Source organism: Bacillus sp. NPDC077027, assembly GCF_050269555.1.
GTDB lineage: Bacteria > Bacillota > Bacilli > Bacillales > Bacillaceae > Bacillus.
Map to the genome: position 1 here is coordinate 166,124 of NZ_JBNNIO010000001.1, position 21,439 is coordinate 187,562.

Sequence of the window (21,439 nt, forward strand, 5' to 3'; positions counted from 1 at the left end):
CAAAAAAAGAAAGGAGACGAGCGATATCATGTTTACACAGGCTAATTTATTTTTAGTTCTTTTACTTGCAGTTGCACTCATTGCTAAAAATAACTCGTTAATTTTAGCTGTTTCTGTATTGATTGCGATTAAGGTCATCGGGCTAGATCAAAAAATCTTTCCGGTTTTACAAACAAAAGGAGTTAACTGGGGTGTAACTGTGATTACGATTGCGGTACTTGTCCCAATTGCAACAGGTGACATTGGGTTTAAGCAGCTTAGTGAAGCACTTCGCTCTTCATATGCTTGGATTGCTCTTGGTGCAGGAATTCTTGTTGCACTCATTGCGAAAAATGGAATTGTTTTACTCGAAAACGATCCGCACATTACAGCGGCACTTGTATTAGGGACAATTTTGGCAGTGAGTTTATTTAAAGGTGTGGCAGTCGGCCCACTGATAGGTGCAGGTATTGCTTATTTGGCGATGCAGGCGGTCAAATTTTTCAGCGGTTGAAGTGAAAGTGGCAAAAGCTACTTTCATCTTCATTTTTTCTCATATGAGCTTTTGCAAAAAAACATAATTAAATATATTTAAAGAAGGGGAATCCCTTTATGTCATGGTCTGTTCACAAGGTTGGAAAAAAATTTATAAAAAAAAATTATAGTTAAACATTTAACAAATGTCTGATTATTGTTTATAATGGGAATAGGCTTAATTTTGGACTCATTATTCACATAAGTGAAATGAGTATAAAAGCGCCCTGATCGTATAGGTAAATGTAAGCATTTTCTTTTGTGAGATGAATTCATATCCTGATTGGTTAGCGCTTTCAAAAAATGAGAATTCTGTAACAAAGGGGAATTTTTTTTAAAAAGGGGAGATTGAATATGACAGCAACAAGAGGTCTTGAAGGTATTGTGGCAACAACTTCATCTGTAAGTTCCATTATCGACGATACTCTTACTTACGTAGGGTACAACATCGATGATTTAACCGAAAATGCTACATTTGAAGAAATTGTCTACCTGTTATGGCACCTAAAGTTGCCAAATGAGCAGGAGCTAAAGGAATTAAAACAACAGCTCGCTGAAAATGCTCACATACCACAGGAGTTGATTGAGCATTTTAAATCATACTCGCTCGAGAATGTTCATCCAATGTCAGCGATTCGAACAGCCGTATCATACTTAGGCTTATTAGATGATGAATCAGAAGTGATGGACAAAGAAGCGAATTACAGAAAGGCGATCCGCCTTCAAGCGAAAATTACTGGACTTGTCGCTACATTTTCACGTATTCGAAAGGGACTAGAGCCTGTACAACCGAAAGAAGAATACAGCTATGCTGCAAACTTCTTGTATATGCTCAAAGGCGAAGAGCCATCTCCGGTTGAAATTGAAGCGATTGACAAAGCTTTGATCCTGCATGCAGATCATGAACTAAATGCTTCGACATTTACAGCAAGAGTATGTGTTGCTACACTATCTGATATCTACTCTGGCATTACAGCAGCTATCGGTGCATTAAAAGGACCTCTACATGGTGGCGCCAATGAAGGCGTGATGAAGATGCTCTCTGAAATTGGCGAACTCAAAAACGTAGATTCCTATATTCATGATAAGCTAGAGAAGAAAGAAAAGATCATGGGCTTTGGACACCGTGTCTACCGTCAAGGTGATCCACGTGCGAAGCACCTGAAAGAAATGAGCAAGCGTTTAACAAACCTAACAGGCGAACCTAAATGGTATGAAATGTCTATTCGTGCAGAGGAAATCGTAACATCAGAGAAAAATCTTCCACCGAATGTAGATTTCTATTCTGCATCTGTTTATCACAGTCTTGGTATTGACCATGATCTATTTACACCAATTTTTGTGATCAGCAGATTTTCCGGATGGATCGCTCATATCCTAGAGCAATATGACAACAACCGTCTCATCCGTCCAAGAGCTGATTACATCGGACCTGATATGCAAAAGTTTGTTCCGATCAGTGAAAGAGACTAATGTCTATAGAATAATCGGAGGCTGACACACAAATTAAATCAGCCTCCGTATCAAAGAACCAACTCGTGAAAAACTTGCTTAGCTTGTAGACAAGCAAAGAAGTTTAAAATATTCACTACATAACCTGGGAGGTAATATCATTGTCACAAGGCGAAAAAATTACAGTTACTGGCGGCGTATTGAATGTCCCAAACAATCCAATTATCCCGTTTATTGAAGGGGACGGAATCGGTCCTGACATTTGGAAAGCAGCATCAAGAGTTATTGAAGCTGCAGTAGAAAAAGCATATAAGGGTGAAAAGCAAATCACTTGGAAAGAAGTATATGCAGGTGAGAAAGCTTACAATAAAACGGGTGAATGGCTTCCTGAGCAAACACTTGAAGATATTCGTGAATACTTAATTGCCATTAAGGGTCCACTGACAACACCAATCGGTGGTGGTATTCGTTCATTGAACGTTGCACTAAGACAAGAACTTGATCTATTTACTTGCCTTCGCCCAGTGCGTTGGTTCCAAGGTGTACCATCTCCTGTTAAACGTCCGCAAGACACTGATATGGTCATTTTCCGTGAGAATACAGAGGACATCTATGCAGGAATCGAGTATGCAAAAGGCTCTGATGAAGTGAAAAAACTAATTGATTTCTTGAAGAATGAATTAGGTGTAAGTAAAATCCGTTTCCCAGAAACATCAGGTATCGGTATTAAACCTGTATCAGAAGAGGGAACTCATCGTCTTGTCAGAGCGGCAATTCAATATGCGATTGACCAAGGTCGTAAGTCAGTTACGCTTGTTCATAAAGGAAACATCATGAAGTTTACTGAAGGAGCATTCAAAAACTGGGGCTACGAAGTGGCTGAAAAAGAGTTTGGCGACAAGGTCTTTACGTGGGCACAATATGATCGCATTGTTGAAAAGGATGGAAAAGATGCGGCGAACAAAGCGCAAAGTGAAGCAGAAGCTGCTGGCAAAGTGATTGTCAAAGACAGCATTGCAGACATTTTCCTTCAACAAATTTTAACTCGCCCAAGTGAGTTTGATGTTGTTGCAACAATGAACTTAAACGGTGATTACATTTCTGATGCACTTGCTGCACAAGTTGGTGGAATCGGAATTGCGCCTGGAGCAAACATTAACTACGAAACTGGACACGCTATTTTCGAAGCAACTCATGGAACGGCTCCGAAATATGCTGGTCTTGATAAAGTGAACCCATCCTCTGTTCTTCTATCTGGTGTGCTTCTTCTTGAGCACCTTGGCTGGCAAGAAGCGGCAGACCTTGTGATTCAATCTGTTGAAAAAACGATTGCTTCGAAAGTGGTTACTTACGATTTTGCTAGATTGATGGATGGTGCAACAGAAGTGAAATGTTCTGAGTTTGCTGATGAGCTCATCAAAAACTTATCTTGATTCTTATACTTTAAAGGTAAAGGGGAAAAGGGAAATGGCGAACAAGCGTAAAAAAGTATCTGTCATTGGAGCAGGTTTTACTGGTGCTACAACAGCATTTTTAACTGCTCAAAAAGAATTAGCGGATGTTGTATTAGTTGACATTCCGCAACTTGAAAACCCAACTAAAGGGAAAGCGCTCGACATGCTTGAAGCTAGCCCGGTTCAAGGTTTCGATGCAAACATCACAGGAACTTCAAATTACGAAGATACAGCCGGTTCTGATGTAGTGGTCATTACGGCAGGAATTGCCAGAAAGCCAGGAATGAGCCGTGATGATCTCGTATCGACGAACGAAAAGATTATGAGAAGTGTCACTCGTGAAATCGTCAAGTATTCTCCAGACACGATCATCGTTGTCTTAACAAACCCTGTTGATGCCATGACGTATGCAGTGTACAAAGAATCAGGATTACCAAAAGAGAGAGTCATTGGTCAGTCAGGTATTCTTGATACAGCACGTTTCAGAACGTTTGTAGCTCAAGAATTAAACCTATCTGTTAAAGATGTAACAGGTTTTGTTCTCGGTGGACATGGCGATGACATGGTACCACTTGTACGTTACTCTTATGCTGGAGGTATCCCACTAGAGACGTTGATTCCAAAAGATCGAATTGAAGCCATTGTTGAAAGAACAAGAAAAGGTGGCGGCGAGATTGTGAACTTGCTAGGAAATGGTAGTGCATACTATGCTCCTGCTGCTTCACTTGTTGAAATGGTCGAAGCGATTCTGAAAGACCAACGTCGCGTGATGCCAACAATTGCTTACCTTGAAGGTGAATACGGTTATGAAGGAATTTACCTTGGAGTGCCAACAATTGTTGGAGGTAACGGACTTGAACAAATTATTGAGCTTGAGTTAACAGTAGAAGAAAAGAGCCAGTTAGATCGCTCTGTTGAATCTGTTAAAAATGTTATGAAAGTATTATCATAATCACGTCATTAAAGAAGGCTTCTTTTGGCAGAAGCCTTCTTTTTTATGTATCAAATGAAGCTTACTAAAATTTAAATTGTTCTCCTGTTAAGCTTTCGTTAAAATAAAATAGAGAGCATGACTTCTCGCTTTTTCACATAAAATAGAAAAATAAGGATGCAGGGGAAATCAACTAATTGGAGGCACAACATGAATAAAAAAATATTAGTTGTGGATGACGAAGAATCAATTGTGACACTTCTGAGCTACAATCTTGAAAGGGCAGGTTATGATGTCGTTACAGCAAGGGACGGAGAGGAAGCTTTGGAAAAAGCCGCTAGTGAACAACCCGATCTGATTGTGCTGGACTTAATGTTGCCTAAAATGGATGGTATTGAAGTGTGCAAACAGCTTAGAATACAGAAGATGATGTTCCCTATCTTAATGCTGACAGCAAAGGACGACGAATTTGACAAAGTGCTTGGCCTTGAACTCGGTGCAGACGATTACATGACAAAGCCATTCAGTCCTAGAGAAGTAGGCGCGCGGGTAAAAGCCATTTTACGAAGAGCGCAACAAGCGCAGCCAGTGAATGAGCAAGGAGACAATGAGGCAAGCATAAGCAATCAGATCAAGATCGGTGACCTTAGAATCTTACCTGATCACTATGAGGTGTATTTTCAAGAGGAACGGTTAGAACTCACGCCGAAGGAATTTGAATTGCTACTCTATTTAGCAAAACACAAAGGGCGTGTATTGACGCGTGACCTGTTGTTAAGTGCAGTCTGGAATTATGACTTTGCAGGAGATACCCGTATTGTCGATGTACATATCAGTCATTTACGCGACAAAATTGAAAAGAATACAAAAAAACCGACATATATTAAAACCATTCGCGGATTAGGCTACAAGCTAGAAGAGCCGAAGTCAAATGAGTAAGATCAGAACACGTCTTTTTTCTGGACTCATCTTTCTTCTCTTTATTGTCTTTTTAGGTTTGGGCCTCTTTCTTGACCATATGTTTCACGTGTTCTATGAAACAAAATTAACAGAAAGAATGGAGAAAGAATCAAGCTATTTACTCTCTATGATGAATGGTGACGCTCTTAGCTCTAAGCAAAATGAGCAGATCCTAAACAAGGCAAAACAGCATTTAAATATGAATGCAACCATTGTTGATCAAAATGGGAAGATTGTACATGCATCTGGACAAAAAGAACAAGAAGCGATCATTGGAAAAGCACTTCAAAATTCAAGCCTTGAAGCAAAAGGCGGTGTCATTGAAGACGGAAGTGATACCTTGTTCCATTATGTTGTACCAATAGATGGAGGTAACGGAAAAGCAGGGTACTTATTTTTAAACGCCTCCTTTCATCCTTTTGACGAAATAGATGACCAGCTTTGGATGGCATTAGCTCTTTGTCTTGGAACAGCTATTATTATCATCGTTTTCTTTGGCTATCGTATGTCTATGAAATATGTGAAACCGATTGATTACGCCACAAAAGTTGCCAAGCGGCTTGAACGCGGGAACTATGATACGAATAACTATGCTGAATTCATGATTGAAACGAGTGAACTGAATACGTCGATGAAGCGGCTTGCCGAAAGTTTACAAGAGATGACTAGCTCAGGTGAAATGCAGAGAGATCGACTTCAAACAGTGATCGAAAATATTGGTGCGGGCATTATACTGATTGATAAAATGGGCTATATTAACCTGATTAACCGTACTTTTAGGAAGCAATTCAAAGTCCAAAAGCATATTTATATGCACAAGCTTTATCATGATGCCTTCACACATGAAGAGATCGTCGAGCTAATTGATGAGATCTTTATGTCAGAAACAAAGGTACGTAAATTCTTCCGTCTAGCCATTGATATAGAACGCCGCTACTTTCAGGTTGATGGTGTTCCTATATTAAGTACAGACGATGAATGGAAAGGGATTGTTTTAGTTTTTCACGATGTCACAGAAACAAAGCAGCTAGAGCAAATGAGAAAGGACTTTGTTGCCAACGTATCTCATGAACTGAAAACACCGATTACCTCGATTAAGGGATTCACTGAGACGCTTCTTGATGGGGCGGTAGATGACAAAGAAGCTCTAACGAATTTCCTTTCAATTATATTAAAAGAAAGTGTCCGACTAGAGACGCTCATTCAAGATTTACTAGACCTTTCTAAAATTGAGCAACAGCATTTTAAGTTAAATATTCAAGAGACAAATGCAACGGAGATTATTCAAGAAATTGAAGCCCTCCTGAGGCAAAAAGCAGCGGAAAAAGGAATCCTATTAAAGATCAATGTGCCTACAGAATCCACACATGTCATGGCAGATCCGTTAAGATTAAAGCAAATCTTTTTAAACCTCGTCAACAATGCATTAGCGTATACGCCAGAAGGGGGAACCATTACCATTTCTGCTAGACCAAGAAAGGAATATCATGAATTTGATGTTGCGGATACTGGTGTTGGTATGAAGAAAAGCGAAATTCCACGAATCTTTGAACGTTTCTATCGAATTGATAAAGACAGAAGCCGTAATTCTGGAGGCACTGGGCTTGGCCTTGCGATTGTGAAGCACCTTGTTGAAGCACATGAAGGGTCCATTTCTGTAAGCAGTAAGCAAGGAAAAGGAACAACTTTTACTGTGAGCTTAAAAGCAAAGAAAAAATAGAGAAGTGCCGTTAAAAATTTACATGATCTTTACAATGGATTCATGATAGGTTAAACAATCATTGATAGGATGAATAAGAACCCCTTCATCCAAGGAGCCAATTTTGGAAGGACGAAAACACAAGTTGTTTTCGTCCCTTTTTTTATGCAGGTTCGGCTATTTTCTTTTCAAAATGAACTCTGATAGAATAAACATACGACCATGAATAAGAGACGACTTATGTGCTTAGTCGATGGAGGAATAGAAAATGACAGACAAAAAAAAATTAGTGCTTGTTGATGGAAATAGCCTCGCATATCGAGCTTTTTTTGCTCTACCATTGCTATCAAGCGATAAAGGTGTACATACCAATGCAATCTATGGGTTTGCGATGATCCTGATGAAAATGCTAGAGGATGAAAAACCAACACACATGCTAGTTGCATTTGATGCGGGCAAGACGACATTCCGTCACGAGACATTTCAGGAATATAAAGGTGGACGACAAAAAACCCCGCCAGAGTTATCTGAACAAATGCCTTTTATTCGTGAACTGTTAGATGCTTACAATATTCAAAGATATGAACTGCCTAATTATGAAGCAGATGACATTATCGGTACACTGGCAGTTGAAGCAGAAAAGAACGGCTTTGATGTCAAGATTTTTTCAGGGGATAAGGACTTAACACAACTGGCTACAGAAAAAACAACGGTGGCCATTACGAAAAAAGGGATTACAGAAGTCGAATACTATACACCAGCACATATTGAAGAAAAGTACGGGCTACGCCCAGAGCAAATTATTGATATGAAAGGGCTAATGGGTGATTCCTCTGATAACATCCCCGGTGTGCCTGGTGTCGGTGAAAAAACAGCCATTAAACTTTTGAAGCAATTTGAAACCGTTGAAAACTTACTTGAACATATTGATGAAGTGAGCGGTAAGAAACTGAAGGAAAAGCTTGAGGAATTCAAAGAACAAGCGAAGATGAGCAAACAGCTAGCGACGATTCATGTGGAAACACCACTTGAAGTAACTAGCAATGAATTAGCCTATGAAGGCCCTAAAATGGATCGGGTAATTGCGCTGTTTAAAGAACTAGGCTTCAATACGTTACTTGAGCGAGTAGGAGAGTCACCAGAAACAAATGAACCTGAAGTCTTTGACTCGTTAGAAGTAGTCGCATGTAAAGAGCTCACAGATGACATCTTAACAGATCGTGCAGCCCTAGTTGTTGAACAGCTTGGTGAAAACTATCATGAAGCGGAAATGATCGGCTTTGCCATTCACAATGAAAATGGCGCTTTTTTTATCAAAAAAGAGGATGCATTGCAATCTGACGCCTTTAAACAATGGGCACAAGATGAAAAGAAGAAAAAGTGGGTATTTGACTCAAAAAGAGCAGTTGTTGCCCTTCGGTGGCATGATGTGAATTTAAAAGGTGTGAATTATGATGTTCTCCTTGCATCATATGTCGTGAACCCTCAGAAATCTTATGACGATGTGGCAAGTGTCGCAAAAGAATACGGACTCCATGTCGCTCACCCTGATGAGACTGTTTATGGAAAAGGCGCTAAACAAGCGATTCCTGATGAAGAGGAGTTAAAGAATCATCTTGGCAGAAAAGCAGCAGCGATTACAGCTCTGCATGACCTGACACTAGAAGCACTAGAAAACAACGATCAGCATGAGCTTTACGAGGATCTAGAGCTTCCGCTCGCTCTGATTTTAGGTGAAATGGAATCACTGGGAGTGAAGGTAGACATTCACCGCCTTGAAAAAATGGGCGAAGAGCTAACACGCAAGCTGAAGGAATACGAAGAAACGATTCACCGTTTAGCAGGAGAAACGTTTAACATCAATTCTCCAAAACAGCTAGGTGTCATTTTGTTTGATAAACTTGGACTTCCTGCTATAAAGAAAACGAAAACCGGCTATTCTACGTCTGCAGATGTGCTAGAAAAACTTGAGGACAAGCATGAGATTATTCGTTCTATCTTACATTATCGACAAATTGGAAAGCTTCAATCCACCTATGTCGAAGGGCTACTGAAGGTCACGCGTAAGGATACACATAAAGTCCATACGAGATTTAACCAAGCACTGACACAAACTGGACGTTTAAGCTCTACAGATCCGAATCTGCAAAACATCCCAATTCGCCTTGAGGAAGGCAGAAAAATTCGCCAAGCGTTCGTCCCTTCAAAAGAAGGATGGCTCATTTTTGCCGCAGACTATTCGCAAATCGAACTACGTGTCCTCGCACACATTTCTCAAGATGAGAACCTAATAGAGGCTTTTACAAACGATATGGACATCCATACAAAAACAGCGATGGACGTTTTCCATGTTTCAGAAGATGAAGTTACATCTTCCATGAGAAGACAGGCAAAGGCAGTAAACTTTGGTATCGTATACGGTATTAGTGATTATGGATTATCTCAAAACCTTGGAATTACAAGGAAAGAAGCCGCAGCCTTTATTGAACGATATTTAAAAAGCTTCCAAGGCGTTCAAACATATATGGAAGACATCATACAAGAAGCAAAACAAACTGGCTACGTGACGACCTTGCTGAAGAGAAGACGCTACATTCCAGACATTACGAGCCGCAACTTTAATGTGAAAAGTTTTGCTGAAAGAACAGCAATGAATACCCCAATCCAGGGAAGTGCCGCAGATATCATTAAGAAAGCAATGATTGATATGGCATTTAAGTTAAAAGAAGAAAAATTACAGGCAAACCTTCTATTGCAGGTGCACGATGAACTGATTTTCGAAGCACCAAAAGAAGAAATTGCTATTTTAGAAAAAATCGTACCAGAGGTAATGGAGAATGCACTTCAGCTTGATGTACCTCTGAAAGTAGATTACGCTTCAGGCGCATCCTGGTACGATGCAAAGTAAAAAAGAGAGAAATTGAAAGGGAGCGAGGAGCATGCCGGAATTACCAGAAGTTGAAACCGTCCGGCGCACTCTAAACGGGCTAGTCAAAGGAAAAAAGATTGAAACGGTCGATATTAGATGGCCAAAGATCATCAAACGTCCTGGGGAACCGGAGGAGTTCGCAAGAATGCTGGTGGGTGAAACCATTCATATCATTGAAAGAAGAGGGAAATTCCTGTTATTTCATCTTGATCATTATGTGATGGTATCCCACCTCAGAATGGAAGGGAAATATCGAGTACATAAGGCAGATGAGCCTTATGATAAACACGTTCATGTTGTATTTACATTTACAGATGGTACTGAGCTTAGGTATCATGATGTTCGAAAGTTTGGGACAATGCATTTATTTCAGCCTGGTGAGCAAGAAAAAGAACTTCCATTATCACAACTCGGGTTTGAGCCTTTTTCAGATGAATTTACAGCGAAATATTTATGGGAGCGATTAAAACGGACATCACGCTCTGTCAAAACAGCCTTGCTTGATCAGAAAATTGTCGTGGGCCTTGGTAACATCTATGTTGATGAAGTGTTATTTAAATCAGGCATTCATCCTGAAACAAAGGCGAATGAAATAAGCCTTGAAGCCTGCACAGCCCTGCATACACATATTGTGGATACACTAAAGGTTGCAGTTGAAGCGGGAGGCAGTACGATCCGTTCGTATATCAACTCTCAAGGAGATATTGGTACATTTCAAATGCAGTTGCTCGTTTATGATCGAAAAGGGAAACCTTGCATGAAATGCGGAAATATGATTGAAAAAACAGTTGTTGGAGGAAGAGGTACACATTTCTGTGTCTCTTGCCAAAAACACCCGCAATAAAGCCCGATTGTCATCAGCATGCTTCCTTTCACCCATGCATACGATAAAAAACATTGATTGTTTCGGCAAGGTGTAGACTGACACACAGCCCACCTGCTCTTCATATAGTGAAGAAGAGTCTCACGCACTAGGCTCTTGATTATCGTTGCATGAACAGAAAGGAAGAGTTCAGGTATGATTTCAATTTCGCTCCTATTTTTAGCCATTGCAGTCAGTATTGATAGCTTTTCAGTTGGCTTTACGTATGGACTTCGAAAGATGAAAATTCCCCTTAAAGCCATTGTGATTATTGCTTTTTGTTCTGGGATTGTTTTACTGATCTCCATGCTGATTGGTAACCTATTGACAACATTCCTCCCTGTGTATGTTACAGATAAGCTTGGCGGAGGTATTTTGATTGCGATTGGACTTTGGGTGCTGTACCAATTTTTCAAGCCAGCGAAGGAACGAGACTTGTTGTTACATGAAAAAACATTGTTGAATGTAGAAGTGAAATCACTCGGTCTTGTCATCCAAATTTTACGAAAACCGACAAGTGCAGACATCGATCGCTCTGGAACGATTAATGGAATGGAAGCCGTTTTACTTGGTATTGCCTTATCCATTGATGCATTTGGTGCGGGAATTGGTGCTGCCATCTTAGGCTTCTCACCTGCTGTCATGAGTGTGACAGTCGCCATCATGAGTTCGCTTTTTGTTTGCATCGGATTGCGTGCCGGTCACTACTTAGCCAATTGGCGCTGGATGGATAAACTTGCATGCTTACCTGGAGTTTTGCTCATTTTAATCGGTGTGTGGAAGCTATAAAGGAGGAAACAGCTTGACGCTCGTGGTCGGATTAACAGGCGGGATTGCTAGCGGTAAAAGCACAGTCTCGCAAATGATAATAGAACAAGGCATTCGCCTAGTGGACGCTGATGTCATTGCCAAAGAAGTTGTTCTTCACGGGAAGCCAGCCTATGAACAAATCGTTCAAACCTTTGGTCAGGAGATATTGCTACCAAGTGGAGAATTGGATCGTCAAAAGCTCGGAGACATTGTCTTTTCTGATGAAAAACAAAGAAAAAAACTGAATGCAATCGTTCATCCAGAAGTAAGAAAAGAGATGTTAGGGCAACGAAATGAAGCAATCAATCAGCAAGAAACCTTTGTGGTGCTCGACATTCCTCTTTTATTTGAAAGTCAGCTGGAATCACTTGTTGATCGCATCATTGTTGTCTATACAACACCAGAGTTACAATTAACGCGTTTAATGAAACGTAATCAGCTTAAAGAAGCAGGTGCATTAAAACGAATCCATGCGCAAATGTCACTTGATGAGAAGCGAGAACGAGCGGATGCCGTCATTGAAAATACGAAAGATTTCGCTTTTGTTAGAAAACAATTGTTGAACATATTGGATGAATGGGAACATACAGATAAGTAAGGGTACATATACGTACTCTTACTTTTTTTACGTTTTCATCCTTTTTTTGTGTTAAAAATCCGCCCTTTTTAGAAAACATGCGTTTATATACTGGCAATTGATCTTTAATGTGATATACTAATTTCATAAATAAAATTATTAAGTATAACACATAATAGAGGAGTGACCTGTTCATGAAGGTAAAAGCGGCGATCAATGGGTTCGGCAGAATTGGACGCATGGTCTTCAGAAAAGCAATGCTTGATGATCAAATTGAAATTGTAGCTATTAATGCAAGCTATCCTGCCGAAACACTGGCACATTTAATTAAATATGACACAAATCATGGGCGTTATGAACATGATGTCATTGCTAAAGAACATGCACTGATTGTAAATGGAAAAAAGGTGCATTTGCTAAATAACAGAGACCCGAAACAGCTTCCTTGGGAAGAGTATGATATAGATATCGTCATTGAAGCAACTGGGAAATTTAATTCAAAAGAACAAGCAATGAGTCATATAGATGCAGGAGCGAAAAAAGTCATTTTAACAGCTCCAGGCAAAAACGAAGATATAACAATTGTGATGGGTGTCAATGAGGATGACCTTGATCCTGAAAAACATGTCATTATTTCAAACGCTTCTTGTACAACAAACTGTTTAGCTCCGGTTGTCAAACTGCTGGATGATGAATTTGGTATTGAAAATGGTCTGATGACAACAGTTCATGCATATACAAATGACCAAAAAAATATCGACAATCCGCACAAAGATTTACGCCGGGCAAGAGCATGTGCCCAATCAATTATTCCAACTACGACGGGTGCGGCTAAAGCGCTTTCTTTGGTTCTGCCACATATGAAAGGCAAGTTACATGGACTCGCTTTAAGAGTACCTGTATCGAATGTATCAATGGTCGATCTTGTGGTTGATGTGAAAAAAGATGTGACAGCAGAAGAAGTAAATGCAGCTTTTTCAAACGCCTCTAAAACATCATTAGCAGGAATCCTTGATTATACGGAAGAGCCACTTGTCTCAACAGACTTTAACACAAATCCATACTCAGCTGTTGTTGATGGTCTGACAACGATGGTAATGGAAGGGAAAAAAGTGAAAGTTCTGGCTTGGTATGACAATGAATGGGGTTATTCTTGCCGGGTTGTGGATCTGGTGAAGCATGTGGGTTCTAGAATGAAGCGTCTTTCGACCGTTTGAAAAGAAAAAGACAAACTTCCCTTTTCAAGAGATGAGTGAACATCCCATTAAAATCACAGCTTGCAAAATGGTTCCAAACGAAGTATACTATCTTTCGTGAACTTCTTGTTCGCAGACTCATTCGGCTGTACTTAAAGGGTTAGGACCTCTTAGGACTAACTTTCCCCCGTGGTATATGTCCGGTCCGGCTGCTTAGAAATTCACTCTTTCATTCTTGTTTAAGGGGGGTCCATGATGGAAACAATCGGACGTCACGTTATCTCCGAGTTATGGGGATGCGACTGTGATAAATTGAACGACATGGATTTTATTGAAAAAACGTTTGTAAATGCAGCTTTGAAATCAGGAGCTGAAGTAAGAGAGGTAGCTTTTCACAAATTTGCACCTCAAGGTGTAAGTGGAGTTGTCATTATTTCTGAATCTCATTTGACGATTCACAGCTTTCCTGAACATGGTTATGCGAGCATAGATGTTTATACTTGCGGTGATTTAGATCCGAATATTGCAGCTGACTTTATCGGAGATGAATTAGGTGCTGAAACAAGAGAAAACATCGAAATACCTCGTGGCATGGGACCTGTGCAAGTAAAACAGGCACAAGCCAAAGCCAAAGCCAAAGCACTATAAATTTAAAAGATCTAACGGGAGCTGGACAAAAAGCATCTACATGCTTTCTGTGTTATGCTCCTTTTTATATTGACATAAAAATCCAAAAATCCCCTTCTTCTTTATGCTTTTGTTCTAGGAAAACAAAGGTTTTTTTTATAAAATAAAGAAGAGTACTGACAAAGGGGATTTAGCGTATGACTTTACTGCAAAAATTACAGGGGTTATTTTCAAATAAGACGGAAACAAGTGATCGACATCTGGTGCCAGAGCTGAAAAGCCGATATTATAAAGTTACGGATAAAAAAGCATTTGAGGCAGTGGAGGCATTGTTTTCTTCAAATGACCAATATACCGTTACATCTGTTTCAGCAGAACGGGGTGAAATGAGCGCGATGGTGCAAAAGCCTAAAAAAGCATTCGCGGTTGCAACAGTTATTTCAATTCGTCCTTTTGAAACAGCTGTCGATTTTAATGTCACAACAGAAACGGCACTGCCGACGGATTTTGGTTATAGCAAAAAGGTCGTACTTTCTTTTTATGATGAACTAGACAAACAACTACCAAGAATACAGACAGGAAAAGATCGGAGCTGATGAAATGAAATGTCCGACATGTCAACACCTCGGTACGAGAGTGCTTGATTCAAGACCAGTAGATGATGGGAAATCAATTCGTCGTAGAAGAGAGTGTGAAAGCTGTCACTACAGGTTCACGACGTTTGAAAAACTAGAGGAATTACCATTGATCGTTGTGAAAAAAGAAGGAATAAGAGAAGAGTTCAGCAGAGAAAAGATGCTGCGCGGTTTGATCAAAGCATGTGAAAAACGTCCAGTTGCATTGAAGCAATTAGAGGATGTGTGCTTTAACATTGAAAAGGAACTGCGAAATCAAGGAATATCAGAAGTGAAAAGTGAGCTAGTTGGTGAGATGGTGATGGACGAGCTTGCCAAAATTGATGAAGTATCTTATGTCAGATTTGCTTCTGTGTACCGACAATTTAAAGATATCAATGTCTTTATTGATGAATTAAAGGATTTATTAAAGAAAGAACGCTGAAAAAGAGCTGAAGATCCTTCAAGCTCTTTTTCGCACGTAAAGCGGAAAAATGAAAAAGAGTGTACAATGGAAACAAAAGCGCGTGAGGGAGGATTCGCATATGACAGAGCATTGGAAGGAAGTGCTTGCCGTCGATCCGTATGTCGTCAAAAGCGCTTCATTGCTCGGCGACATCGACAGGCAGCTTATCACCCTTTTATATCAGCCGCTTATTGGGACGGTAGCATATAGTTTATATATGACATTATGGGGAGAACTGGAGCAAAACCGTGTCTGGGGAAAGCCTGCTCCTCACCGGCAGCTGATGGTCATGCTACAAACGAATTTGAATGAGATATTTGAACAACGGCACAAGCTTGAAGCGATTGGATTACTTCGGACATATGAACAAGATACAGAGGAAGGTAGACTGTTTACATATGAGCTTGTCCCACCGCTGAGACCGAACGAATTTTTTCAAGATGGGATGCTTAATGTCCTCTTATATAACCGAGTGGAGAAAGCGAAGTATGCGCAACTAAGGGATTACTTCTCTTACCCATCTGTACCAAAAGAAGCGAGAGATATATCACGTTCTTTTGAAGAAGTTTTTCGTGTTCTACAGCCAAGTGAACTAAAAATGACACCAGAGCTAGATGACGCATCATCACTAGAGGATGGTTATGAATACATGACAGTCGGTCGTGCCCAAGCAGCGCCACTTTCAGATGAATCCTTTGATTTTGATTTGTTATTAGCTGGCATGTCCGACATGATGATACCTAGAAAGGCGCTCACCAAGCAGGTGAAAGAAACCATTAAAAAATTGTCCATTGTTTATGGAATAACGCCATTACAAATGCAAAATATTGTAGCTGGAGCATGTGGTGCAGATCAAATGATTTCAACAGAAGAACTGAGAAAAGCAGCACGTGACTGGTATCAAATTGAACATAGCGGGCATCGACCAAAACTGATTGATCAAGTCCAACCAAGGCATCTACGCAATGGTTCTTCAGAACAAACGTCAACTAGCTCACCTGATGCCAAACTCATTGACAAGCTTGAAAGCATTACACCAAGAGAGCTTTTGCAGGATATGTCAGATGGTGTTGAACCGACATATGCTGACTTAAAGGTTGTCGAGGAAATCATGCTTGAGCAAAAGTTAGAACCAGGTGTTGTGAATGTATTGATTTACTACACGCTTTTGAAAACCGATATGAAGCTGTCAAAAACATATATGCAAAAAATTGCCTCACATTGGGTAAGGAAGAAGATCAAAACGGTCACTGAAGCCATGCAAATTGCAAAAGAGGAAAATAGGCAAATGACAGAATGGGCAGAGCAGAAAAAACAGCGCTCTTCTTATCCAGCAGGAAAAGTCATTCGTGAAGAAAAGCTGCCAGAGTGGATGAAAGAAGAAGAAGCGAAAAAACAGCCGAAAGAACAAGAAGAGGACATGTCTCCGGAAGAGCTTGAACGAGAAAAAGAAAAGCTTCTCAACCAATTTAAGCAAATGAAAAAATATAATGCACATTAACGTGAGGTGAAACTGAAATGGAACCGATCGGTCGATCATTTGAAAAACTAAAAGGACGAGCTGATTTTCATGTGAGATATCATCAAATTAAAGAGAGTGTTTTATCCGATCAAGATGTTCAAGCATTTTTAAAGGAGCATCAAGATGAAATTCAAGAAGACATGATAAATCGGAGTTTAAATAGACTATTTGAATTTGTTCAGCAATCAAAAGGGTGCTCCTACTGCTTGGAGGATGAGAAGATTAACACCATTTTAGATGGCTATCATCCTAAACTTGTTATCAAAGGTCAAAACATTGATATCGAATATGCACCTTGCCGAGTAAAGCTTCAATTAGACAGACAGAAAAAACAACAGGCACTAATCAAAAGCATGTATATCCCGCAAAACGTTCTGAAAGCCACGTTTGCGGATGTGACGGCAGTTGGAAGACAAGAGGTCATTCAAAAAATTGCCCACTTTTTGCAAAGCTATAACGAAACTGGCAAGGGAAAGGGTCTATATTTGCACGGGAAGTTTGGTGTCGGAAAGACCTTTATTTTAGCTGCGATTGCAAATGAGCTAGCGGCTCAGCAATACCCTTCACTGCTTGTATATGTGCCTGAATTTGTGCGAGAGCTTAAGAATTCTTTATCTGATCACACACTAGAGGATAAGCTAAACATGGTCAAATCCACTCCGATTTTAATGCTTGATGATATTGGAGCAGAATCGATGACGAGCTGGGTGCGTGACGAATTAATCGGAACCATTTTACAGCATAGAATGGCAGAACAACTTCCAACCTTCTTTTCCTCTAACTTTTCACAGAGTGAGCTAAAGCATCATTTTACTTTCAGTCAACGCGGAGAAAAAGAAGAAGTAAAAGCAGCTCGCTTAATGGAACGTATTCTATATTTAGCAGAACCGGTGCTGCTTGAAGGCGAGAATCGCCGTCATTTTTAGACAACAGGTCTCACGGCAGGAGAGAGGAGTCAGATGAAAAATAGAAGATGGCTTTTCGCTCTATTGATTGCCTGCGTAGCATTCGTACTTTGGTGGTTCAATACACACCACCTGCACGTAACGCCAAAAGACATCAAGGACTGGATTCTGCAATTTGGGATGCTTGCGCCACTTGTCTTTTTCTTACTGTCACTCGTTCGTCCTTTCGTCCTCATACCGGTTACAGTCTTTTCACTCGCAGCTGGTCTGGCATTTGGGACTGTGTTCGGTACAATCTATGCATTGGTCAGTACAACAGCAGGTGCAGTTGGCTCAGTTTGGATTGCTTCGACCTTCCGTAGGCAAAAACACGAGCCGAAGAACAAACAGTTAAAAGCGGTGAGAAGGCAAATTGAGCAGCATGGCTTTATTTATATCTTATTACTTCGTATTGCTCCCATCCATTTTGACTTTGTCAGCTATGCGGCTGCGGCGTCCCGCGTGAAATACGGTGTATTTGTGGCTGCAACGTTTATTGGACTCATACCAGGAACCATCGCATTAAATGTGCTAGGCTCAAGTTTTGTTAGTCGGAATTACACCGCTTTAGCCATTGTATGTTTGATCTATTTGGTCTTTATTTCTGTTCCCCTTTTATTGAAAAGAAAGATGCCTGATTTATTTTAGGCGTCTATTTTTTGTGATCTCCCCATATACATGTAACAGATGTCGTTAGGGGGGACAAACATGCTTGAAATAATCTTTGAAGATGAATATGATACCGCTGCTTTTTTACATCTTGCTGAACACTTTGACAGTCGGCATCACATCTCGATTCAAGAAGGCAATGCAAGGCTTCTCATTGAGGCGAAAGAATCACCTGCTACATTAGAGAGCTTTGTACGGCCTCTATTACTTCACTTTTTTTTGGAATGCAAAGAAAATGAACGAATGCGCAGGATGATTGAAAAAACATATTTATTTAAAGACCCAGAGGAACAGCATCAAATATTGTCTATTGCTCATAGCATAATGAAAGGTGATATGGAAGATATTCCTTGTATTCACCAAGGAACTTCAAGAGAGTCGCTACTCCGAAAAGAACTTGAGACCATTACTTTAAACAACGGCATCTTCTCAATTGGCTCTTTTTTAACATTTAGATTATCTGAGTACGATCGAAGGTTGAGGGAATATGTTGAAGTGTCCATTGAAGAATACAAAATGGAACAGGAATATCAAAGTTTTATTCAATCGCTTCGAGATTATGTGATGACAAAAGAACCAAAGCTAGACACTGTACATGTGGTGCATCAGGACCGCTTCATCATTTGGGAATTTCGTTACGCTTCAGAACGTGAACAAAAACAATACATAGACAGACAGTTTGTAAGAGAGCATCCAATGTATATTGATTCACAGCTTATTGCCCCACTTGTGTCAATTGCTCCACGAAAGATTGCCCTATTTACGAATGATGCTGGAAATTCAATGGTGCAAACGATCCAAAATATCTTTCAAGAAAGAGTGGAACTTTCTTCGCTTGCCTCGTTTCAGGAGCAGTCAGTGGACTATCTTCATGAAAAAAATGAGAAGCTTTCTTGATTTTGAAGAAAAAACGTTTTATAATACGATGTAACTTCATAAAGTGACCGTATTGATAAGGACATGAACGAATGAACACTAGCTTTTAGAGAGGGAAGCCATAGGCTGAAAGCTTCCTAGCCAAAGTGCATTTGCTTTACCACCTTTGAACATCAGCTGTGAACGATTTTTTTAGTAATAGCTGACGGGTATTCCCGTTATTGAACCAGAAGCCGTGTTTGCGATGAATATGTGCATATGCGGGAAAAAGGGTGGAACCACGATTCCGTTTATTCAACCTCGTCCCTTTCCAGGGGGCGAGGTTTTTTATATTGTCAAAAAAAGGAGTGACCACAGATGTCAGAACAAATTCACATTACATTTCCTGACGGAGCAGTCAAGGAGTTCGAAAAAACGGCAACAACAGAAGACATCGCGGCATCAATTAGCCCAGGCCTAAAGAAAAAAGCACTTGCTGGAAAATTTAATGGCAAAGAAATAGATTTGCGTACACCGCTTTTAGAGGATGGAGAAATCGAGATCATCACAGATAAAAGTGAAGAGGCGCTCGATATGATGCGTCATAGTACAGCACATCTACTCGCTCAAGCGGTCAAACGAATTTACGGAAAAGAGCATCAGGTACAATTTGGGGTAGGACCCGTCATTGAAAACGGATTTTACTATGACATTGATCTTGATGTGGCGATTACACCAGAAGATTTACCGAAAATCGAAAAAGAAATGAAAAAAATCATCAATGCCAATCTACCTATTGAACGTGTTGAAGTGTCAAGAGAAGAAGCAAAGAAACGCTTTGAAGAAATTGGCGATGAATTGAAACTAGAGCTTCTTGAAGCAATTCCAGAAGGCGATGTCGTGACTATTTATGAACAAGGAGAGTTCTTTGACCTTTGTCGCGGAATTCACGTGCCATCTACAGGTAAAATAAAAGAATTCAAGCTGCTCAGTCTTGCAGGAGCTTACTGGAGAGGCGACAGCAATAACAAGATGCTACAACGTATTTATGGAACAGCATTCTTTCACAAGGAAGACTTAAATGAACATCTACGCCTTCTTGAAGAAGCAAAAGAGCGTGACCACCGTAAACTTGGAAAAGAGTTAAAGCTATTTGCGAACTCACAAAAAGTGGGACAAGGCCTTCCGTTATGGCTACCAAAAGGGGCAACAATTCGTCGTGTGATTGAGCGCTATATCGTGGATAAAGAGGTGCGTCTAGGATATGAGCATGTCTATACACCAGTTCTTGCAAGTGTAGACCTTTATAAAACATCTGGACATTGGGCGCATTATCAAGAGGATATGTTCCCAGTCATGGAAATGGATAATGAAGACCTTGTACTAAGACCGATGAACTGTCCACATCACATGATGATTTATAAAAATGACATTCATAGCTATCGTGAACTGCCAATTCGTATTGCAGAGCTTGGCACGATGCATCGCTACGAAATGTCAGGTGCACTATCAGGACTTCAACGTGTAAGAGGAATGACATTAAATGATGCCCACATTTTTGTAAGACCTGATCAAATTAAAGATGAATTTATTCGCACAGTTCGTTTGATCGAAGAAGTATATCAAGACTTCGGTTTAAGTGATTACACTTTCCGTTTATCTTATCGTGATCCAGCAGATACAGAGAAATATTTTGATGATGATGACATGTGGAACAAGGCACAATCCATGCTAAAAGATGCGATGGATGAGCTTGGACATGATTACTATGAAGCAGAAGGCGAAGCAGCGTTTTATGGGCCGAAGCTAGATGTTCAAGTGAAAACAGCTTTAGGTAAAGAAGAAACATTGTCGACAGTTCAGCTTGACTTCTTGCTTCCAGAACGTTTTGACCTCACATATATTGGAGAAGATGGCAAGCATCATCGTCCAGTTGTCATCCATAGAGGAGTCGTATCAACGATGGAACGCTTTGTTGCCTTCCTGATTGAGGAATACAAAGGAGCACTCCCAACATGGTTAGCACCTGTTCAATTCCAGGTCATCCCTGTATCACCATCTGTTCATCTTGATTATGCGAAAAAAGTGCAAGAACGCTTGCAACTTGAAGGTTTACGTGTCGAGTTAGACAGCCGCGATGAAAAAATTGGCTATAAAATTAGAGAAGCACAAATGCAAAAAATTCCGTATATGCTCGTTGTTGGCGATCAAGAAGCGGAAAATGGTGCTGTCAATGTTAGAAAGTATGGCGAACAAGCATCCGAAACAATCGATATTGAAGCCTTTGTGAAACACGCTGTTGCAGAGGCGAAAAAATAATGGTAATACGTTTAAATGCCGACAGTATCCAATGTGATAC

At 40.2% G+C, this 21,439-nt stretch carries 19 protein-coding genes; all 19 read left to right on the forward strand.

Annotated features, from left to right (window positions below):
- The first annotated feature begins 28 nt into the window (after positions 1-28).
- The 19 genes from ACQKEZ_RS00935 (at position 29) to thrS (ending at position 21,399) form a co-directional block, all read left to right on the forward strand.
- On the forward strand, positions 29-493 hold the full coding sequence (locus ACQKEZ_RS00935) for a DUF441 domain-containing protein (RefSeq protein ID WP_427297985.1): 465 nt from the start codon (positions 29-31) through the stop codon (positions 491-493).
- A gap of 374 nt (positions 494-867) precedes the next feature.
- The gene (gene citZ, locus ACQKEZ_RS00940; protein WP_427297987.1) at positions 868-1,986 is read left to right on the forward strand and encodes a citrate synthase; all 1,119 of its coding nucleotides are present in this window, start codon (positions 868-870) and stop codon (positions 1,984-1,986) included.
- A 140-nt stretch (positions 1,987-2,126) separates the two neighbouring features.
- On the forward strand, positions 2,127-3,398 hold the full coding sequence (gene icd, locus ACQKEZ_RS00945) for an NADP-dependent isocitrate dehydrogenase (RefSeq protein WP_427297989.1): 1,272 nt from the start codon (positions 2,127-2,129) through the stop codon (positions 3,396-3,398).
- Between the two features lie 34 nt (positions 3,399-3,432).
- Positions 3,433-4,371, forward strand: a complete 939-nt coding sequence (gene mdh / locus ACQKEZ_RS00950; protein WP_427297991.1) for a malate dehydrogenase — start codon at positions 3,433-3,435, stop codon at positions 4,369-4,371.
- Positions 4,372-4,560: 189 nt separating this feature from the next.
- On the forward strand, positions 4,561-5,289 hold the full coding sequence (locus ACQKEZ_RS00955; protein ID WP_427297993.1) for a response regulator: 729 nt from the start codon (positions 4,561-4,563) through the stop codon (positions 5,287-5,289).
- Positions 5,282-7,030: a two-component system histidine kinase PnpS gene (pnpS, locus tag ACQKEZ_RS00960; RefSeq protein WP_427297994.1), complete on the forward strand. Its 1,749-nt coding sequence runs from the start codon at positions 5,282-5,284 to the stop codon at positions 7,028-7,030. The genes ACQKEZ_RS00955 and pnpS overlap by 8 nt, the downstream gene beginning before the upstream one ends.
- A 247-nt stretch (positions 7,031-7,277) precedes the next feature.
- On the forward strand, positions 7,278-9,917 hold the full coding sequence (polA, locus tag ACQKEZ_RS00965; protein ID WP_427297996.1) for a DNA polymerase I: 2,640 nt from the start codon (positions 7,278-7,280) through the stop codon (positions 9,915-9,917).
- Between the two features lie 31 nt (positions 9,918-9,948).
- Positions 9,949-10,782 carry a DNA-formamidopyrimidine glycosylase gene (mutM, locus tag ACQKEZ_RS00970; RefSeq protein WP_427297998.1) on the forward strand — a complete coding sequence of 278 codons (834 nt, stop codon included), beginning with the start codon at positions 9,949-9,951 and terminating at the stop codon, positions 10,780-10,782.
- Positions 10,783-10,956: 174 nt separating this feature from the next.
- Entirely contained in the window at positions 10,957-11,589 is a 633-nt protein-coding gene (gene ytaF / locus ACQKEZ_RS00975; protein ID WP_427298000.1) for a sporulation membrane protein YtaF, read from the forward strand.
- Positions 11,590-11,602: 13 nt separating this feature from the next.
- Positions 11,603-12,208: a dephospho-CoA kinase gene (gene coaE, locus ACQKEZ_RS00980; RefSeq protein ID WP_427298002.1), complete on the forward strand. Its 606-nt coding sequence runs from the start codon at positions 11,603-11,605 to the stop codon at positions 12,206-12,208.
- A gap of 173 nt (positions 12,209-12,381) precedes the next feature.
- Positions 12,382-13,404 carry a glyceraldehyde-3-phosphate dehydrogenase gene (locus ACQKEZ_RS00985; RefSeq protein WP_427298004.1) on the forward strand — a complete coding sequence of 341 codons (1,023 nt, stop codon included), beginning with the start codon at positions 12,382-12,384 and terminating at the stop codon, positions 13,402-13,404.
- A gap of 234 nt (positions 13,405-13,638) precedes the next feature.
- Positions 13,639-14,031, forward strand: coding sequence for an adenosylmethionine decarboxylase (gene speD, locus ACQKEZ_RS00990; RefSeq protein WP_427299278.1), 393 nt, complete (start codon positions 13,639-13,641; stop codon positions 14,029-14,031).
- Between the two features lie 176 nt (positions 14,032-14,207).
- The gene (locus ACQKEZ_RS00995) at positions 14,208-14,606 is read left to right on the forward strand and encodes a cytosolic protein (RefSeq protein ID WP_427298006.1); all 399 of its coding nucleotides are present in this window, start codon (positions 14,208-14,210) and stop codon (positions 14,604-14,606) included.
- A 4-nt stretch (positions 14,607-14,610) separates the two neighbouring features.
- Positions 14,611-15,069, forward strand: coding sequence for a transcriptional regulator NrdR (gene nrdR, locus ACQKEZ_RS01000; RefSeq protein ID WP_427298008.1), 459 nt, complete (start codon positions 14,611-14,613; stop codon positions 15,067-15,069).
- A gap of 100 nt (positions 15,070-15,169) precedes the next feature.
- A complete protein-coding gene (locus ACQKEZ_RS01005; RefSeq protein WP_427298010.1) occupies positions 15,170-16,591 on the forward strand; it encodes a replication initiation and membrane attachment family protein in 1,422 nt (473 codons plus the stop codon).
- Between the two features lie 17 nt (positions 16,592-16,608).
- On the forward strand, positions 16,609-17,538 hold the full coding sequence (gene dnaI / locus ACQKEZ_RS01010) for a primosomal protein DnaI (RefSeq protein WP_427298012.1): 930 nt from the start codon (positions 16,609-16,611) through the stop codon (positions 17,536-17,538).
- A gap of 33 nt (positions 17,539-17,571) precedes the next feature.
- Entirely contained in the window at positions 17,572-18,204 is a 633-nt protein-coding gene (locus ACQKEZ_RS01015; protein ID WP_427298014.1) for a TVP38/TMEM64 family protein, read from the forward strand.
- A gap of 60 nt (positions 18,205-18,264) precedes the next feature.
- Positions 18,265-19,122: a putative sporulation protein YtxC gene (gene ytxC, locus ACQKEZ_RS01020; protein WP_427298015.1), complete on the forward strand. Its 858-nt coding sequence runs from the start codon at positions 18,265-18,267 to the stop codon at positions 19,120-19,122.
- 336 nt (positions 19,123-19,458) lie between these two features.
- A complete protein-coding gene (gene thrS / locus ACQKEZ_RS01025; RefSeq protein WP_427298017.1) occupies positions 19,459-21,399 on the forward strand; it encodes a threonine--tRNA ligase in 1,941 nt (646 codons plus the stop codon).
- The last annotated feature ends 40 nt before the right edge of the window (positions 21,400-21,439 follow it).

Bases quoted from the DNA above. Each gene is read 5' to 3' on its own strand.
- ACQKEZ_RS00935 (WP_427297985.1), top strand. From the start codon at position 29: ATGTTTACACAGGCTAATTTATTTTTAGTTCTTTTACTTGCAGTTGCA.
- citZ (WP_427297987.1), top strand. From the start codon at position 868: ATGACAGCAACAAGAGGTCTTGAAGGTATTGTGGCAACAACTTCATCT.
- mdh (WP_427297991.1), top strand. From the start codon at position 3,433: ATGGCGAACAAGCGTAAAAAAGTATCTGTCATTGGAGCAGGTTTTACT.
- ACQKEZ_RS00955 (WP_427297993.1), top strand. From the start codon at position 4,561: ATGAATAAAAAAATATTAGTTGTGGATGACGAAGAATCAATTGTGACA.
- pnpS (WP_427297994.1), top strand. From the start codon at position 5,282: ATGAGTAAGATCAGAACACGTCTTTTTTCTGGACTCATCTTTCTTCTC.
- polA (WP_427297996.1), top strand. From the start codon at position 7,278: ATGACAGACAAAAAAAAATTAGTGCTTGTTGATGGAAATAGCCTCGCA.
- mutM (WP_427297998.1), top strand. From the start codon at position 9,949: ATGCCGGAATTACCAGAAGTTGAAACCGTCCGGCGCACTCTAAACGGG.
- ytaF (WP_427298000.1), top strand. From the start codon at position 10,957: ATGATTTCAATTTCGCTCCTATTTTTAGCCATTGCAGTCAGTATTGAT.
- ACQKEZ_RS00985 (WP_427298004.1), top strand. From the start codon at position 12,382: ATGAAGGTAAAAGCGGCGATCAATGGGTTCGGCAGAATTGGACGCATG.
- speD (WP_427299278.1), top strand. From the start codon at position 13,639: ATGGAAACAATCGGACGTCACGTTATCTCCGAGTTATGGGGATGCGAC.
- ACQKEZ_RS00995 (WP_427298006.1), top strand. From the start codon at position 14,208: ATGACTTTACTGCAAAAATTACAGGGGTTATTTTCAAATAAGACGGAA.
- nrdR (WP_427298008.1), top strand. From the start codon at position 14,611: ATGAAATGTCCGACATGTCAACACCTCGGTACGAGAGTGCTTGATTCA.
- ACQKEZ_RS01005 (WP_427298010.1), top strand. From the start codon at position 15,170: ATGACAGAGCATTGGAAGGAAGTGCTTGCCGTCGATCCGTATGTCGTC.
- dnaI (WP_427298012.1), top strand. From the start codon at position 16,609: ATGGAACCGATCGGTCGATCATTTGAAAAACTAAAAGGACGAGCTGAT.
- ACQKEZ_RS01015 (WP_427298014.1), top strand. From the start codon at position 17,572: ATGAAAAATAGAAGATGGCTTTTCGCTCTATTGATTGCCTGCGTAGCA.
- ytxC (WP_427298015.1), top strand. From the start codon at position 18,265: ATGCTTGAAATAATCTTTGAAGATGAATATGATACCGCTGCTTTTTTA.
- thrS (WP_427298017.1), top strand. From the start codon at position 19,459: ATGTCAGAACAAATTCACATTACATTTCCTGACGGAGCAGTCAAGGAG.